15 protein-coding genes are annotated in these 15,558 nt (G+C 64.6%); 10 read left to right on the top strand and 5 right to left on the bottom strand.

Annotated features, from left to right (window positions below):
• Nucleotides 1–212: 212 nt before the first annotated feature.
• The 6 genes from DN388_RS06710 to DN388_RS06685 all read left to right on the top strand — a co-directional run bounded on the left by DN388_RS06710 (nt 213) and on the right by DN388_RS06685 (nt 5,953).
• Nucleotides 213–1,820, top strand: a complete 1,608-nt coding sequence (locus DN388_RS06710; RefSeq protein ID WP_043864364.1) for a tetratricopeptide repeat-containing response regulator — start codon at nt 213–215, stop codon at nt 1,818–1,820.
• Entirely contained in the window at nt 1,817–2,509 is a 693-nt protein-coding gene (locus DN388_RS06705; protein WP_054916226.1) for a sensor histidine kinase KdpD, read from the top strand. Before DN388_RS06710 ends, DN388_RS06705 begins: the two co-directional genes overlap by 4 nt.
• Before the next feature lie 156 nt (nt 2,510–2,665).
• On the top strand, nt 2,666–3,973 hold the full coding sequence (locus DN388_RS06700; protein ID WP_254997863.1) for a carbohydrate porin: 1,308 nt from the start codon (nt 2,666–2,668) through the stop codon (nt 3,971–3,973).
• A gap of 130 nt (nt 3,974–4,103) precedes the next feature.
• Nucleotides 4,104–4,508, top strand: coding sequence for a hypothetical protein (locus tag DN388_RS06695; RefSeq protein ID WP_078481528.1), 405 nt, complete (start codon nt 4,104–4,106; stop codon nt 4,506–4,508).
• Between the two features lie 52 nt (nt 4,509–4,560).
• The gene (locus DN388_RS06690) at nt 4,561–5,067 is read left to right on the top strand and encodes a GNAT family N-acetyltransferase (protein WP_054916224.1); all 507 of its coding nucleotides are present in this window, start codon (nt 4,561–4,563) and stop codon (nt 5,065–5,067) included.
• 193 nt (nt 5,068–5,260) lie between these two features.
• On the top strand, nt 5,261–5,953 hold the full coding sequence (locus DN388_RS06685) for an OmpA family protein (protein ID WP_254997858.1): 693 nt from the start codon (nt 5,261–5,263) through the stop codon (nt 5,951–5,953).
• 74 nt (nt 5,954–6,027) lie between these two features.
• Here DN388_RS06685 and DN388_RS06680 read toward each other — a convergent pair whose 3' ends face one another.
• Genes DN388_RS06680 through DN388_RS06670 form a run of 3 tightly spaced genes read right to left on the bottom strand, consistent with a single transcriptional unit; the run spans nt 6,028 to nt 9,362 of the window.
• The gene (locus DN388_RS06680) at nt 6,028–6,921 is read right to left on the bottom strand and encodes an acyltransferase (protein WP_054916274.1); all 894 of its coding nucleotides are present in this window, start codon (nt 6,919–6,921) and stop codon (nt 6,028–6,030) included.
• A 2-nt stretch (nt 6,922–6,923) separates the two neighbouring features.
• A complete protein-coding gene (gene pta / locus DN388_RS06675; protein WP_043864370.1) occupies nt 6,924–9,020 on the bottom strand; it encodes a phosphate acetyltransferase in 2,097 nt (698 codons plus the stop codon).
• A 33-nt stretch (nt 9,021–9,053) separates the two neighbouring features.
• Nucleotides 9,054–9,362, bottom strand: a complete 309-nt coding sequence (locus DN388_RS06670; RefSeq protein WP_043864371.1) for a DUF3565 domain-containing protein — start codon at nt 9,360–9,362, stop codon at nt 9,054–9,056.
• Here DN388_RS06670 and DN388_RS06665 point away from each other — a divergent pair.
• The 3 genes from DN388_RS06665 (at nt 9,361) to DN388_RS06655 (ending at nt 11,763) form a co-directional block, all read left to right on the top strand.
• A complete protein-coding gene (locus DN388_RS06665; protein ID WP_043864372.1) occupies nt 9,361–9,846 on the top strand; it encodes a peptidylprolyl isomerase in 486 nt (161 codons plus the stop codon). The genes DN388_RS06670 and DN388_RS06665 overlap by 2 nt on opposite strands.
• A 164-nt stretch (nt 9,847–10,010) precedes the next feature.
• On the top strand, nt 10,011–10,493 hold the full coding sequence (locus DN388_RS06660) for a glutathione peroxidase (protein ID WP_254997853.1): 483 nt from the start codon (nt 10,011–10,013) through the stop codon (nt 10,491–10,493).
• 166 nt (nt 10,494–10,659) lie between these two features.
• Complete coding sequence (locus DN388_RS06655) at nt 10,660–11,763, top strand: NADH:flavin oxidoreductase (protein ID WP_104572941.1); 1,104 nt, start codon at nt 10,660–10,662, stop codon at nt 11,761–11,763.
• Here the strand turns inward: DN388_RS06655 and DN388_RS06650 are convergent.
• Entirely contained in the window at nt 11,732–12,952 is a 1,221-nt protein-coding gene (locus DN388_RS06650; protein ID WP_254997850.1) for a glycosyltransferase family 1 protein, read from the bottom strand. The genes DN388_RS06655 and DN388_RS06650 overlap by 32 nt on opposite strands.
• Before the next feature lie 175 nt (nt 12,953–13,127).
• Between DN388_RS06650 and DN388_RS06645 the strand changes: the two genes are divergently transcribed.
• Complete coding sequence (locus DN388_RS06645) at nt 13,128–14,444, top strand: PAS domain-containing methyl-accepting chemotaxis protein (protein WP_043864376.1); 1,317 nt, start codon at nt 13,128–13,130, stop codon at nt 14,442–14,444.
• Between the two features lie 51 nt (nt 14,445–14,495).
• On the opposite strand, the gene cysZ is transcribed toward DN388_RS06645, so the two are convergent.
• A complete protein-coding gene (cysZ, locus tag DN388_RS06640) occupies nt 14,496–15,224 on the bottom strand; it encodes a sulfate transporter CysZ (RefSeq protein ID WP_054916276.1) in 729 nt (242 codons plus the stop codon).
• Between the last annotated feature and the right edge of the window lie 334 nt (nt 15,225–15,558).

The following is a 15,558-nucleotide window of genomic DNA, read 5'->3' as shown; positions in this document are numbered from 1 at the left end:
GCTTGGCGCGTTGGCTTCGTGCCGCATGCTTGCGGCGCCTCAAGCAAAGTGCACGTGCTGCCGATAGCCTTTCCGAGGCCTGCAGCCGTTGACGTTGCTTGCCAAGCAGCATGCGCTGGCGATGATCGTCGCGCTGCTTGCGTCCTGAAGCCGAGCCTGTCCCTGTAGGCGCCTTGGCGCCGCTCTTCTTTCTTCCAAGTCAGGTTTTGTGGATGTTGGTGTATAGCCAAAAAAGTTTTCTGATCGTCGATGACTTCACCGACTTCCGCACGTCCGTGCGTTCGATGTTGCGGGAAATGGGTATACGCGACGTCGATACTGCCGAGAGCGGCGAGACGGCGATTCGCATGTGCGGGCAGAAGCGCTATGACTTCATCCTGCACGACTTCCACCTGGGCGACGGCAAGAAGAACGGCCAGCAGGTGCTGGAAGACCTGATGATCGACAAGCTGATCAGCCACGAGGCGATCTTTGTCATGGTGACGGCCGAGAGCAGCCAGGCGGTGGTGCTCAGTGCCCTGGAGCACGAGCCGGACGCCTACCTGACCAAGCCCTTCAACCGCCTGGGGCTGACCCAGCGCCTGGACAAGCTGGTACAGCGCAAGACCCTGCTCAAGCCTATCTTGCAGGCGTTGGACCGTGGCCGACCGGCCGAAGTGCTGCTGGCCTGCGACAACCTGTGCAAGCAGGACCCGCGCTTTGCGCCGCTGTGCCTGCGCTACCGTGCCGACGCCCTGGGTGCCCTCAACCGGCATGAAGAGCTGGAGCGCTTTCTCAAGGCGATCCTGGCCAATCGCCCTACGCCATGGGCATACGCGGCGCTGGGCAAGCTGCTGTTCAAGCGCGGCCAGGCCGTCCAGGCCAAGGAAATCTACGAACAGGCGATCAAGGCGTTTTCGATGATGCCCGGCCTGTACGACGGCTTGGCCGACGTGCTGGCTGCCGCAGGTGAAACCCGCCGTGCCCAGTCGGTGCTCGAAGAGGCCGTACGCCTGTCGCCGCTGGCGGTCCGCCGGCAGATGCAACTGGGCAAGCTGGCCCTGGGCAACGCCGACTTCGACACCTCGTCGCGGGCCTATCGCCAGGCCGTGAGCCAGGGCCAGAATTCGCGTTTCAAAGACCCTGAAAGCAACCTGGGCCTGGCCCAGGCGCTGATCCAGAAGAACGTGGGCAACGGCCTGGATGCACGCACACGGGTGGAGCTGAACCAGGTGCTGGGCGATGTGGCCAAGGAGTACACCGACGACCAGGGCCTGCAGGTACGTGCGCGCTTGATCAAGGCCACCGGCCTGGCGCAGGCGGGCGATGCCGAGACGGCCGCCAAGCTCACCGAGGCGGCGGTTGCGCGGCTGGAGAACATGGACCAGTTCTTCTCGGCCGAAACCGCCCTGGCAGTGGCTGCGCAGTTGCAGCAACTGGGCCAGGAGGCGGCGGGCACGGCCATCCTCAAGAACTGCGTGGAAGTCTACGGTGACGACGCGAGCGTGATGCAGAGCATCGCCAAGCTGACCGACGACCCGACGATTCTAGGCGCCGGCAACGAAGCCGTCGACCTCAACCGCCAGGGCGTGCGCAGCTATCAGGCCGGCAAGGTCGGCGAGGCGCTGGAGCAGTTCCGTCGCGCGCTGGCGTTGCAGCCCAAGAACATCAGCATTGCGCTGAACACTGCCCAGGCGCTGCTGCGCATGGCCGGGGAAAACCCCTCGAGCGCCGCGCTGGAGGAATGCCGCGCGTGCCTGGCCAAGGTGGCGGGCATTCCCAATACCGATCCGCGCTACGAGCGCTATCGAAAACTGCGTATCCGGGCGGTGGGCTCATGAGCAACGATTCCCAGGGGCTGGATTTTTCCACGGTGATCGCCTCCACCGTACACGACATGAAGAACTCCCTGGCGATGCTGATGCAGGCGCACAGCCAGTGGCTGTCGCGCCTGCCGGCCGCCCAGGCGCAAGGCCCGGAGCAGGCGGTGGTGGAGCACGAGTTCGCGCACCTCAACGGCATGCTCGTGCAGCTACTGGGGCTGTACAAACTCGGGGTCAATCAGTTGCCCATGTGCCCCGACTACCATGACCTGGACGACTTCATCGGCGGCCTGCTGGCGTCCAATCAGCCGATCATCGACAGCCGCGAGATCATTGCGCGCTACGAGATCGATGCCTTCAACCCGCTGGGCTTCTTCGACCGCGAGCTGGTCGGTTCGGTGATCTCCAACGTGATCAACAACGCCATCCGCTATGCCGGGCACGCCTTGCTGGTCACGGTGGCGGAGCAGGGCGAGCAACTGGTGCTGAGCATCAATGACGACGGCCCGGGTTATCCACAGGGCATGATCGACCGTCAGGCCGACTACGTGCAGGGCATCAACCTGCACACCGGCAGCACCGGGTTGGGCCTGTACTTCGCTGAACGCATTGCTGCGCTGCACGAGCGCAACGGTGTGCGCGGGCGCATCGAGATCGCCAATGGCGGTGCCCTGGGCGGCGGCCTGTTCCAGCTGTACCTGCCCTGAGCCAGCCGCCGGTCGGCCAGGGCGTTGCACCAAAGTCTACAAATTAAACGGTTAGTACATAAAATCCCGTAACATAGGCCACCTGCATTTCTTGTGTCCCGGTTCGCGTCTTCGTCGCTGACCGGGTGGTGATCTATTGTCTTTCGGGAGGGCCGTTTGAGCCTCTTTTCGCGTTTTCCGTTCAGCCCCCTCGCGTTTGCCGTGGGCCTTTCTTCCAGCCTGCTGGCGTGTGCGGTGCAGGCCGATGCATTCGACAACCTTGTCGACAGCCCGACCCTGACCGGCGACTGGGGCGGCAGCCGCTCACGCCTGGAGGCGAGCGGCGTCAAGCTCACCGGCGAATATGTGTCGGAAACCATGGGCCTGGTCAGCGGTGGCCTCAAGCACGGTGCGCGCTATGCGCAGCAGGTCCGCCTGGGCGCCACCTTTGACCTCGAGACATTGCTGGACGAGGCGGATGCAGGCACGGTCCAGCTGACGATCAATGACCGGCGCGGCAACAGCGCCTCGCAAGACCTGGTGGGCAACCGGCTGCCGGTGCAGGAGATCTATGGCGGGCTGTACACGCGCCTGAGCGAACTGAGCTATGCGCGCAGCCTGTTCACCGACGACCTGAACATCAAGCTCGGCTGGATGGCCATGGGCAATGACTTCGGCGGCATGGGCATCCTCACCAACTTCGTCAACGCAGGTTTCTGCGCGCACCCGCTGAGCATGTCCGGTGGCAGTGGCTGGGGCAACTACCCCACGGCGCACTGGGGCATGGAGCTGAAATACCGCATCAGCCCCGAGTGGACGGTGCAGACCGCCTGGTTCAACGTGAACCCCGAGACCAACAGCGCCTCGTCCAAGGCCTTCGACCTGACCTCCAGCGGCACCACCGGGGCCATCCTGCCGGTGGAGCTGATCTACAACAACCTGGCTACCTATGACGGGCAGTACAAGTTCGGCTGGTATTACGACACCTCCGACACTGCGCGCATCGGCCAGCCCGACAGCAAGGCGGCGGGGCGTCACGGTGCCTATGTCCTGGTCGATCAGATGGTATGGCGTTCGGATTCGACCCGGGGGCGCAGCGTACGCCTGTTCGCGCAGGCCACCGACACCGACACGGCCACTTCGCCGTTCTCGCACTGGTACGCGGCCGGAGCGGTGCTGAGCCGACCGTTCGCTTCGCGCGAGCATGACAACGTGGGGTTGGCATACGGCCGTGCGGTGTTCAACTCGCGCAGCCGCGATGTCCAGATCGCCAACCTGGAGCGCGGTGGCGACCTGGCCCAGGCGCAGAGTGTCAGCAACCTGGACATGGGCGAGCAGTTGGTGGAACTGAGCTACACCGCCCAGGTAACCCGCTGGCTGACGGTGCGCCCGAGCGTGCAGTACGTGATGGAGCCGGGTGCATTTTCCGGCAAGGACACCCAGGACGCGTTGCTGGCCGGCGTACAGGTGAAGGTGCAGTTCTGATGGAGTGAGCGCGATGCGCTTGTTCGCCGGGAGGCTGACCCCTGCACAGGACTGTAGGAGCCAGCCTTGCTGGCGAAGAGGGGTGCATGACATCATCCCGCGCCCAGATCGCCCAGGATGGCCTGCCTTCATGCTTCGCACTTCACTGCTTGCCCTAGCTCTGTTCTCCTTCCCGGTTTTCACCTACGCAGCCCCTTCGGCCTCGGACAAGAGTTGCAGCGGTGACGATTATGTCTGCCCCGACTGGATGCCGACCCAGGGCCAGGTGCAAGACGCCATGGCTGACTTCACCCGCAAGCTTCACGCCAGTGGCCGGATGACGTCGCCGATCAAGGTGCTGGGCCGCATAGAAGTCTCCACTGTCTCTTGCGCATCGATGGGCCCGGACCGCGATTCGAACTTCATCTGCGGTGCCGAAGTACGCCTGCTCGGCGACGGCGGGCAGACCCACCACGTGCAATCGTCCTACACCATGCGGCTTTCCGAGTCGAACCGGTTCAGCGTCTACTCGCAGGGCGAATGGGTTGAGTTGTGACGCGAATCGTGGCTGACTGCGCGCTCTTTTTCATCGAGCCCCTGCCGTAGCCATGAGTGAACTCACCGTCGAACTGATCCCGACCGGCCCTGAACACATCGAGCTGATCCGCAACCTCTACCAGTTCTATGCCTACGAGTCCTCGGACTGGGAGCAGGAAGACGTCGAGGTGGACGGCCGTTTCTACATCCACGACGAACACCTGGCCCGCTACTGGCAGGAGCCGCAGTGGAGCGCCAACCTGATCCTGGTCGATGGCTACATCGCCGGCTTCCTGCTGGTCGAGCGCAGCGAACTGGCCGGGCTGGACGCACAGGAGCTGGCCGACCTGTTCATTCTCAAGCGCTACCGGCGCAAGGGCATCGGCCAGGCATTGGCTACCCAGGTGCTGATGAGTGGGGAAGGGGACTGGCTGGTGCGCTTCTATGACCAGGATGAAACCTCACAGGCGTTCTGGCGCAGCGTGCTCGACAACCTGCCGCGGCCGGTGCAGGCCATCGAACTGGATGATGAGGGCGAGTTGCTGAGCTTTTTGATTACGCGGGCGGTCATGCACTGAAGCCGCTGATAGCCTGGTCCGACACGGTGGTGCCTGTTGCCTTCGACCAGCAAGGGCGCGCATTGCTAAAACCAGGGCTCCTGCAATGAACTACAGTTTGTCCCGAGGGAATTTTTATCGCAGCTCGCGTTCCAAGCCTGGCAGGGAACCGCCGTCGGTCCGCTGCATACACGAATTCTGTAGGAGCTTGTCCATGTTCACCATGCGTCGTCTGATTATCGTCGCTTCTGCTGCTGCCCTGATGACTGGCTGCGCCAGTCAGAACCCCTATGACAACCAGGGCCAGGCGCAAGGCTCCACCGGGATGAGCAAGACCGCCAAGTACGGCGGCCTGGGCGCATTGGCCGGTGCCGTTGCCGGTGCCGCCATCGACCACAACAACCGTGGCAAGGGTGCGTTGATCGGCGCCGCCGCGGTGGGCGCCGCCGCCGCCGGCTACGGCTACTACGCCGACCGCCAGGAAGCGGCACTGCGCGAGAGCATGGCCAACACCGGTGTCGAAGTGCAGCGTCAAGGCGACCAGATCAAGCTGATCATGCCGGGCAACATCACCTTCGCCACCGACTCGGCGAGCATTGCACCAAGCTTCTACGCGCCGCTGAACAACCTGGCCAACTCGTTCAAGCAGTTCAACCAGAACACCATCGAAGTGGTCGGTTTCACCGACAGCACCGGCAGTCGCCAGCACAACATGGACCTGTCGCAGCGTCGTGCACAGGCCGTGAGCACCTACCTGACCTCCCAGGGCGTCGACCCTTCGCGCGTGAGTGCGCGTGGCCTGGGCCCGGACCAGCCGATCGCGAGCAACGCCGATGCCAACGGGCGTGCGCAGAACCGTCGGGTGGAGGTGAACCTCAAGCCGATTCCTGGGCAGCAGTACCAGTAAATCTTTTCGCCAGCAATGCTGGCTCCTACAGGGGGCTCACGCCGTTGTAGGAGCCGGCCTTGCCGGCGAAGGGCTCACTGCTGGCGCATCCGCTCCAGCCGTTCATCCTTCTCTTCCCACAACCGGTTGATCCACTGCTGGAACGCCAGCCTGTAGGCTTCATCCTGGTCGTAGCTGCGTCCCAGGAATTCCTTGGGAATCGCCAGCGCCTCGAACGTCACCTCCACCCGCGCCACTCGCCCGCACAGCAGGTCCCAGAAGCCCGGTGTGCCCTGCGGGTAATGGATCGTCACGTTGATGATCGACTCCAGTTGCTCGCCCATCGCATCCAGCACGAAGGCAATGCCGCCCGCCTTGGGTTTGAGCAGGTGCCGGAACGGCGAACCCTGTTCGGCATGCTTGGCGGGGGTGAAACGCGTGCCTTCGGCAAAGTTGAAGATCGCCGTGGGCTTGCCACGGAACCTGGCGCAGGTACGGCGCGTGGTCTGCAGGTCCTTGCCCTGTTTTTCTGGGTGCTTGGCCAGGTAGGCCTTGCTGTAGCGCTTCATGAACGGAAAGCCCAGCGCCCACCAGGCCAGGCCGATCACCGGCACCCAGATCAGCACCTGCTTGAGGAAGAACTTGAGCGGTCGGATACGCCGGTTGAGCACGTATTGCAGCACCATGATGTCCACCCAGCTCTGGTGGTTGCTGGTCACCAGGTAGCTGTGCTGGTAGTCCAGCCCGGCCAGCCCCTCGATGTCCCAGCGGGTGCGCCCGACCAGGTTCATCCAGCCCTTGTTGTTGCTGATCCAGGCTTCGTGGATGTGCCGCATCAGTTCGTCGGTGACGCGCTGCGCGGCGGCAAAGGGCAGGCACAGCTTGAACAGGCTGACGATGAACAGCGGTGTGCAGCACAGGATGGTGTTGGCGGCCAGCAGCAGCGAGCCGATGACTCCGCGCACGGGCGCGGGCAGAAAAGCGAGCATGGTCAGTTATCCAGCGAGCGGTTGGCCTGAATCGCGGTCAGGGCAATGGTGTAGACGATGTCGTCGACCTGGGCGCCACGCGGCAGGTCGTTGACCGGCTTGCGCAGGCCCTGCAGCATCGGCCCCAGGCTCACGCAATCGGCGCTGCGCTGCACGGCCTTGTGGGTGGTGTTGCCGGTGTTCAGGTCGGGGAACACGAACACCGTTGCGCGTCCGGCCACCTTGCTGTTGGGCGCCAGCTGGCGGGCGATGTCCTGGTTGGCGGCGGCGTCGTACTGCAACGGCCCATCGATCTGCAGGCCACGCTGGGTTTCCTGGGCCAGCAGGGTGGCCTCGCGCACCTTCTCGACCTCTTCGCCGCTGGCCGAATCGCCACTGGAATAGCTGATCATCGCCACCCGCGGGGTAATGCCGAAGGCTTCGGCCGAATCGGCGCTTTGCAGGGCAATTTCGGCCAGCTCGCCGGCAGTGGGGTGCGGGTTCATCACGCAGTCGCCATACACCAGCACCTGCTCGGGGAACAGCATGAAGAACACCGACGACACCAGGCTGCAGCCGGGGGCGGTCTTGATCAGTTGCAGGGCCGGGCGGATGGTGTTGGCGGTGGAGTGCACCAGGCCCGAGACCAGGCCGTCGACCTCGTCCAGGGCCAGCATCATGGTGCCGATCACCACCGGGTCTTCTAGCTGCTGCTCGGCCATCGGCGCGTTAAGGCTCTTGCTCTTGCGCAGGCTGACCATAGGCTCGACGTAGCGCTCGCGGATCAGGTCCGGGTCCAGAATCTCCAGCCCCTCGGGCAGGCTGATGCCCTGGGCGCGGGCCACTGCCTGTACGTCCTCGGGCCTGGCCAGCAGCACGCAGCGGGCGATGCCACGGGCCTGGCAGATGGCGGCGGCCTGCACGGTCATCGGCTCGGCGCCTTCGGGCAGCACGATGCGCTTGTTGGCCTGCTGGGCACGCTGGATCAGCTGGTAGCGGAACACCGCAGGCGACAGGCGCATCTCGCGCGGGGTGCCGCAGCGCTGGTTGAGCCAGTCGGCATCCAGGTGGCTGGCCACGAAGTCGGTGATGATCTCCGCGCGCTCGCGGTCGTCCACCGGGATTTCCTTGTTCAACTGGTTCAGCTGGTTGGCGGTGTCGTAGGAGCCGGTACTCACCGACAGCACCGGCAGGCCGGCCAGCAGGGCGCCCTGGCACAGTTCGAGGATGCGCGGGTCGGGCTTGCTGTCGCTGGTCAGCAGCAGGCCGGCCAGTGGCACACCGTTGATCGCCGCCAGGCTGACGGCCAGGATGATGTCGTCGCGATCACCCGGGGTCACCACCAGCGTGCCGGGCTTGAGCAGCGGCACGGTGTTGGCCACGGTGCGGGCGCAGATGATGATCTTGTTCATGCGCCGGGTTTCGTAGTCGCCGGCGTTGAGTACCTGGGCACCGAGCAGCTCGGCCACGTCGCGGGTGCGCGGGTCGTTGAGCCCGGCCTGGAACGGGATGCAGCCCAGCAGGCGGAACTCGCCGCTGCGCAGCAGGGGCGAATGCTCCTGCAGGCGGCTGGCGAAGGTGTCCATCGGTTCGTCGCTGCGCACCTTGTTGAGGATCACGCCCAGCACCTTGGGGTCGCGCGGGCCGCCGAACAGCTGAGCCTGCAGCTCGACACGGCCCGACAGCTCGGCCAGCACGTCGTTTTCCGGCGCCGACACAAGGATCACCTCGGCGTCCAGGCTCTTGGCCAGGTGCAGGTTGACCCGTGCGGCGTAGCTGGCATGGCGGGTCGGCACCATGCCCTCGACCACCAGCACGTCCTTGCCGATGCAGGCCTGCTGGTACAGGGTGATGATCTCTTCGAGCAGTTCGTCCAGCTGGCCATCGCCGAGCATGCGTTCCACATGCGCCAGGCTCAGCGGTTGCGGCGGCTTGAGGCCGTGGGTGCGGGCGACCAGTTCGGTGGAGCGTTCCGGGCCGGTGTCGCCGGGGTGGGGCTGGGCGATCGGCTTGAAGAAGCCGACCTTGAGTCCGGCGCGTTCCAGTGTGCGCACCAGGCCCAGGCTGATGGAGGTCAGGCCGACACCAAAGTCGGTCGGCGCGATGAAAAATGTCTGCATGCGAGCTTCTCGAAGTGAGCTGTTGCAAAAGAATCAATTGCCAAGGGTAGCGCTATCGACCCCCTGAGCGCACCAGCCGCAGGCAAATGGCTGGCCGATTCGTTGCTGGCGCAGGTCTGCGTCCAGCACCCAGCCACGCGACTGCCACGGCGGTTCGTGGCGCAGGTGCTGGGTATGCCCGCACGACAGTTCGACCACCCAGTGGCCATGCTCGTCCTGATGAAAACCCAGCACCCGGCTGGGAAAAGCGGCTTCCCGTTTGTCCGGGTTGCGTTCGCTTTCAGGCGATGCGTTGGTTACACTTGTTCGTTCTACATTCTTATGCAAAAGGTCTCGCCCCATGCCGATCGCCGCCAACAAGGCTGTCTCCATCGACTATACCCTGACCAACGACGCTGGTGAGGTCATCGATAGCTCCAACGGCGGCGCGCCGCTGGTTTACCTGCACGGTGCAGGCAACATCATTCCGGGCCTGGAAAAAGCCCTGGAAGGCAAGGATACCGGCGCCGAGCTGGACGTTGCCATCGAGCCGGAAGACGCCTACGGCGAATACCTGGCCGAACTGGTCAGCACCCTGAACCGCAGCATGTTCGAAGGTGTCGACGAGCTGGAAGTGGGCATGCAGTTCCACGCGTCCGCGCCTGATGGCCAGATGCAGATCGTGACCATCCGTGACCTGGACGGCGACGACGTGACCGTCGACGGCAACCACCCACTGGCTGGCCAGCGCCTGAACTTCAAGGTCAAGGTCGTTGCCGTGCGTGATGCCAGCGAAGAAGAAATCGCCCATGGTCACGTGCATGGCGAAGGTGGCCATCAGCACTGATTTCTGCGCTAAGCTCAGAAGGTCGCTAAGGCGCCCGGGCAAGTCTGTCGTGTTCTCCCAGGAGGCAGACGGCTTGGCCGGGCGCTTTTTTAGTGGGCAGCATTTGTTGCGCCAGCCGGGACCGATGCCGGTAACTGGCCGGGAACTGGAAAGGGGAGTACGTCATGAGTGCATTTCACGACCTGAAATTGCAGGCGCTGGATGGCCAGGAGTTGCCATTGGCGCCGTTCAAGGGGCAGGTGGTGCTGGTGGTCAATGTCGCCTCCAAATGTGGCCTGACCCCGCAATATGCGGCGCTGGAGAATCTCTACCAGCAGTACAAGGACAAGGGCTTCAGCGTGCTGGGCCTGCCGTGCAACCAGTTTGCCGGGCAGGAGCCGGGCAGCGAGCAGGAGATCGCCCAGTTCTGCAGCCTGAACTACGGGGTGAGTTTCCCGCTGGGCAGCAAGCTGGAGGTCAACGGCCCGGAGCGGCATCAGCTGTACCGCCTGCTGGCCGGTGAAGGCGCCGAGTTCCCGGGGGATATCACCTGGAACTTCGAGAAGTTTCTGGTAGGCAAGGACGGCCGCGTGCTGGCGCGCTTTGCGCCGCGTACTGCGCCGGATGATGCCACGGTGGTGCAGGCTATCGAGAAAGCCTTGGCCTGACGTGCCCCTTCGCCGGCAAGGCCGGCTCCTGCAATGGATGCACCGTCGTATGCAGGAGCCGGCCTTGCCGGCGAAAAATCCACCCCGATCACCGCTATCAATAGTACTGGGGTCAGCGACAATCCCGCCCTATGCTCAGGCGCCATCCCTTTCCCAGGAGCGCCGAATGCCTGCTCAAGCCCTGTTCACCCCCTTCAAGCTGGGCGCCCTCGAGCTGCCGACCCGTGTGGTCATGGCACCGATGACCCGAACCTTCTGCCCCGGCGGTGTGCCTCATGCGCAGGTGGTGGAGTATTACCGCCGCCGCGCCGCTGCCGATGTCGGCCTGATCATCACCGAAGGCACTACCGTCGACCACCCGGCCGCCAACGGTTACCCCAACGTGCCGCGCTTTCATGGTGAAGATGCCCTGGCGGGCTGGAAGAAGGTCGTCGATGCCGTACACGCCGAAGGCGGCAGGATCGTGCCGCAACTGTGGCACGTGGGCAGCGTGCGCCGCCTGGGTACCGAGCCGGACGCCAGCGTGCCGGGTTACGGCCCCAGTGAAAAACTCAAGGATGGCCAGGTGGTGGTGCACGGCATGAGTCATGCCGACATCCGCGACGTGATCGAGGCGTTCGCCCAGGCTGCCCGCGATGCCAAGGCCATCGGCATGGATGGCGTCGAGATACATGGCGCACACGGCTACCTGATCGACCAGTTCTTCTGGGCCGCGAGCAACCAGCGCAGCGATGAGTACGGCGGCGACCTGGCCGGCCGCTCGCGCTTTGCCATCGAGCTGGTGCAGGCGGTACGCGCCGCCGTAGGCCCGGACTTCCCGATCATCCTGCGCTTCTCGCAATGGAAGCAGCAGGACTACAGCGCCCGCCTGGTCGACAACGCCGAGGCGCTGGGCGAGTTCCTGCGCCCGCTGGCCGACGCCGGCGTGGATATCTTCCACTGCTCCACGCGTCGCTTCTGGGAGCCTGAGTTCGAAGGCTCGGAGCTGAACCTGGCTGGCTGGACCCGCCTGCTCACCGGCAAGCCCACCATCACCGTGGGCAGCGTGGGCCTGGATGGGGAGTTTCTGCAGTTCATGGTCGACACCGACAAGGTGGCGCAACCGGCCAGCCTGGAGAAACTGCTGCAGCGCCTGGACGACCAGGAGTTCGACCTGGTGGCCGTAGGGCGTGCCTTGCTGGTGGATGCCCAGTGGGCGGCCAAGGTGCGTGAGGGGCGCGAGCAGGACATCCTGCCGTTCAGCCGCGAGGCGCTGACGAGCCTGGCTTGACCAGCAGCGCCGCATCGACGCGGCGCTGAGACGGTGCCGGTGCCTGTTCGCAGGCGCCGCGCAGGTGCGCCTCGAACTGTTCGACGATGGCCGGCCAGCCCTGGCGGCTGGCATGCTGGCGGGCATTGAGGCGCACCCGGCGCAAGGTCTCGCTGTCTTCCAGCAGCCAGCTGGCGGCATCGATGAAGGCCTCTGCATCTCCCGGCATGGCCAGTGCGCCACTGTGCCCATGACGAATGTGCTGGGCTGCTGCGGCCTCGTCGTAGGCCACCACCCCAAGGCCGGAGGCCAGCGCCTCCAGCACCACGTTGCCGAAGGTTTCGGTCAGGCTCGGGAACAGGAAGATATCCCCCGAGGCGTAGTGTTCGGCCAGGCATTCGCCGCGCTGTACCCCGCAGAACACTGCACCTGGCAACTGCTGCTCGAGTGCGCCGCGCTGCGGGCCGTCCCCCACCACGATCAGGCGCAGGTTGCGCAGGGGGTAGGCCTTGCGCAGGGCGTCCAGGCACTGGCCGAGCAGGCCCAGGTTCTTCTCGCTGGCCAGCCGCCCCACATGCAGCAGGGCGATGTCGTCGGGCCCAAGGCCCCACTGGTCGCGCAAGCTCTGGCGGCGCCGGGCCGGGTTGAACAGGCTGCTGTCGACCCCGCGCGACAGCAGGGTCAGGCGTTCGAAGCCGCGCCGCTGCAGCTCCAGGCGCTGGCTGACGCTGGGCACCAGGGTGCTGTGGCAGCGATGGTGGAAGCCGCGCAGGTAACGGGTGACCAGCCGCGTGAGCAGGCCGAAGCCGTACTGGCCGGAGTACTGCTGGAAGTTGGTGTGAAAGCCGCTGACCACCGCGATGCCCAGGCGCCGCGCCGCCCGCAGTGCACTCAGGCCCAGTGGCCCCTCGGTGGCGATGTACAGCACGTCCGGGCGGTCGCGGCGCCAGCGGCGCAGCAGCTTGTGCATCGACACCTGGCCCCATTGCAGGCCGGGGTAGCCGGGCAGGGGCCAGCCACGGCACAACAGCAGGTCGGCCTGCGCAGGGCCGGCGGCATCGCCGGCCTGGCGCGGGCGCACCAGCTCCACCCGGTGGCCGCGCAGGCGCAGGCCTTCGTGCAGGCGGCCAAGGGTGTTGGCCACGCCATTGATTTCGGGTGGGAAGGTTTCGCTGACAAGGGTTATGTGCAGGGCGGCGGGACTGGTCATGGGAGGATTTTCCGAGGTGCCGATTGCGCCCGGATGACAGCAAAATGACGGATACATGACGCCCGATCATTGGCGCTTTTGCGCTGTGAAAATAAGCTTGGCCAGCGCCTCAAGAATGCCGCATCGCCAGCCGATGAAGTTGCATTCGAATGAGACTTTCGCTCCAGGAGCGGTGATGTTCAACAGCAAACTGAAACAAGAAAATGCCAGGCTGCGCGAAGAGCTGATGACCATGGAGCAGGTCAAGTGCAGCCTGGACAGCGAGATGCTGGTGCTGCAACTGGACCCCCAGGGCCGCATCGAAGCGGTCAACGGCAACTTCGAGAAAGAGATGCGCTATAGCAGCCAGCAGCTGCTGGGCCGCAACATCGAAGAGATCGTGCCGGCGCATGTAAAGCCGCTGGATTTCTACCAGCGCATGAAACAGGCGATCAACCGCGGCGAGCACCTCAACGGCGCGTTTCGCCTGCTGCGCGGCAACGGCGAGGAAGCCTGGCTGCGCTCGATCCTGCAGCCGGTCAAGGGCAGTGACGGGCGCCTGCGCTACTTCACCCTGCACTCCAGCGACCTGACCCGCACCATCGAGACGTCACGCGAGCACGAGAGCCTGATCAAGGCCCTGATGCGCTCCACGGCAGTGATCGAGTTCAACCTCAATGGCGAGGTGCTGGCTGCCAACGACCGCTTCCTCAAGACCATGGGCTATTCCCTGGAGCAGGTGCGCGGCAAGCACCACCGCATGTTCTGCGAGCCGGAAGAGTACAACTCGGCGCATTACCAGCAGTTCTGGGAAAAACTGCGTCGTGGCGAGTTCGTGGCCGAGCGCTTCAAGCGCATCGATGCCCATGGCCGCGTGGTCTGGCTGGAGGCGTCGTACAACCCGATCATCGACGCCCATGACGTGCTGTACAAGGTGGTCAAGTTCGCCACCGTGATCACCGACCAGGTCAACCAGGAAGCGGCGGTGGCCCACGCCGCCGACATCGCCTACACCACGTCCCTGGACACCGACTCCAGTGCACGTCGCGCCACCGAGGTGGTGACCCAGACGGTCGAGGTCATGCGTGGCCTGGAGACGTACATGCAGCAGGCCGCCGATGGCATCGAGGCGCTGGACAAGCAGTCCCAGGTGATCGGTTCGATCATCAAGACCATCAGCGACATTGCCGGGCAGACCAACCTGCTGGCGCTCAATGCGGCCATCGAAGCCGCGCGTGCCGGCGAGCAGGGCCGGGGTTTTGCGGTGGTGGCCGACGAGGTGCGGCAACTGGCCTCGCGCACCAGCACCGCCACCGAGGAAATCGCCCGGGTGGTGCAGCAGAACGCCCAGTTGGCCAAGGCGGCGGTCGACATCATCGACAACAGCAAGCGCCAGGCCGAAGAGGGCCTGTCGCTGGCCGGGCAGACCGGTACGGTGATCGTCGAGATTCAGGACGGGGCGCAGAAGGTGGTGGACGCGGTCGGCCAGTTCTCCAACCAGCTGGCGCCCTGACGGCGCGGTGGCGGCGGCCTTGCACCGTCGCCACCGTCGCCCCGGCAGCCGTCAGCCGCGTTCGCGTACCCAGAACAGCGTGGCACCGGCGATGGCGGCAGGCATCATCACGATGTTCACGAACGGGATCAGCAGCACCAGGTACACCGAGCCGCCAAAGCCCAGGCTCTGCCAGCGCTTGGCACGCAGCCAGGCGAGCATGTCCTGCCAGCTCATCTTGTTGTTGTCTGCCGGGTAGTCGATGTACTGGATGGCCATCATCCAGACACCGAACAGCAGCCACAGCGGCGCGGCCACGATGTTGACCACCGGGATCCACGACAGGATGAACAGCGCCAGGGCGCGCGGCACGAAGTAGCCCAGCTTGCGCAGTTCGCGGCTCAGGGTGCGCGGCACCATGGCGGCCAGTTCGCCCCAGCTGAAGGCCGGGAACGGGTCGGTGCCACGTACCACCACCTCGACCTTTTCGGCCAGAAAACCGTTGAACGGTGCCGCGATGATGTTGGCCAGCATGGTGAAGGTGAAGAACACCATCAGCACCACCAGCACCACGAACAGCGGCCACAGCACATAGTTGAGAAAGCTCAGCCAGCCCGGCAGGGTCGGGATCAGCGAGTCCACCCACAGGCTGAACTGGTGACCGGCAAAATAGATCAGGCCCACGAACAGCAGCAGGTTGACCGCCAGCGGCAGCAGCACGAACAGGCGCAGGCCCGGGCTCAGGACCAGTTTCAGGCCCTCGCGCAGGTATTGGGGGCCGGACAGGACAGGGGCTTGCATAAAAGGCTCCGAGCGGTGGTAAACGCGCCGACCTTACCGAGTTTGACGCCTGGGCGAAAGCGCGGCGAAATGCGCGCAACCCCCGGTAACAAAACCCTGTCGATCATTTAATAGGCAAAGCGGCCGGTGCTCGGCAGGTGAATAGAGGTCGTCTATAAGGTGGATTGTCTAAGGATATTTCCTTAATCTCTGCCTCCTCGTTACAGTCGCACCAATTTCACGGTTTCCAGAACCTGCGGCCAATAGCCTTCCCCAAGTGCTTCGCGGGTTCTTTTTTATTCCAGCCGGTGCCCCCGGCGTCATGTGGCTGGCTCGCCAGCTCGACAGGAGCGTT

Origin of the sequence: Pseudomonas sp. S12(2018) (genome assembly GCF_024355235.1) — a bacterium.
Taxonomy (GTDB): Bacteria; Pseudomonadota; Gammaproteobacteria; order Pseudomonadales; family Pseudomonadaceae; genus Aquipseudomonas; species Aquipseudomonas palmensis.
Note: the sequence above shows the minus strand (reverse complement) of the source record. Positions and strands in the feature narration are given on the sequence as shown.

What these genes read in the sequence shown, in the direction of transcription:
- DN388_RS06710 (WP_043864364.1), top strand. Translation starts at nt 213, where the DNA reads ATGTTGGTGTATAGCCAAAAAAGTTTTCTGATCGTCGATGACTTCACC.
- DN388_RS06705 (WP_054916226.1), top strand. Translation starts at nt 1,817, where the DNA reads ATGAGCAACGATTCCCAGGGGCTGGATTTTTCCACGGTGATCGCCTCC.
- DN388_RS06695 (WP_078481528.1), top strand. Translation starts at nt 4,104, where the DNA reads ATGCTTCGCACTTCACTGCTTGCCCTAGCTCTGTTCTCCTTCCCGGTT.
- DN388_RS06690 (WP_054916224.1), top strand. Translation starts at nt 4,561, where the DNA reads ATGAGTGAACTCACCGTCGAACTGATCCCGACCGGCCCTGAACACATC.
- DN388_RS06685 (WP_254997858.1), top strand. Translation starts at nt 5,261, where the DNA reads ATGTTCACCATGCGTCGTCTGATTATCGTCGCTTCTGCTGCTGCCCTG.
- DN388_RS06680 (WP_054916274.1), bottom strand. Translation starts at nt 6,921, where the DNA reads ATGCTCGCTTTTCTGCCCGCGCCCGTGCGCGGAGTCATCGGCTCGCTG.
- pta (WP_043864370.1), bottom strand. Translation starts at nt 9,020, where the DNA reads ATGCAGACATTTTTCATCGCGCCGACCGACTTTGGTGTCGGCCTGACC.
- DN388_RS06665 (WP_043864372.1), top strand. Translation starts at nt 9,361, where the DNA reads ATGCCGATCGCCGCCAACAAGGCTGTCTCCATCGACTATACCCTGACC.
- DN388_RS06670 (WP_043864371.1), bottom strand. Translation starts at nt 9,362, where the DNA reads ATGGGGCGAGACCTTTTGCATAAGAATGTAGAACGAACAAGTGTAACC.
- DN388_RS06660 (WP_254997853.1), top strand. Translation starts at nt 10,011, where the DNA reads ATGAGTGCATTTCACGACCTGAAATTGCAGGCGCTGGATGGCCAGGAG.
- DN388_RS06655 (WP_104572941.1), top strand. Translation starts at nt 10,660, where the DNA reads ATGCCTGCTCAAGCCCTGTTCACCCCCTTCAAGCTGGGCGCCCTCGAG.
- DN388_RS06650 (WP_254997850.1), bottom strand. Translation starts at nt 12,952, where the DNA reads ATGACCAGTCCCGCCGCCCTGCACATAACCCTTGTCAGCGAAACCTTC.
- DN388_RS06645 (WP_043864376.1), top strand. Translation starts at nt 13,128, where the DNA reads ATGTTCAACAGCAAACTGAAACAAGAAAATGCCAGGCTGCGCGAAGAG.
- cysZ (WP_054916276.1), bottom strand. Translation starts at nt 15,224, where the DNA reads ATGCAAGCCCCTGTCCTGTCCGGCCCCCAATACCTGCGCGAGGGCCTG.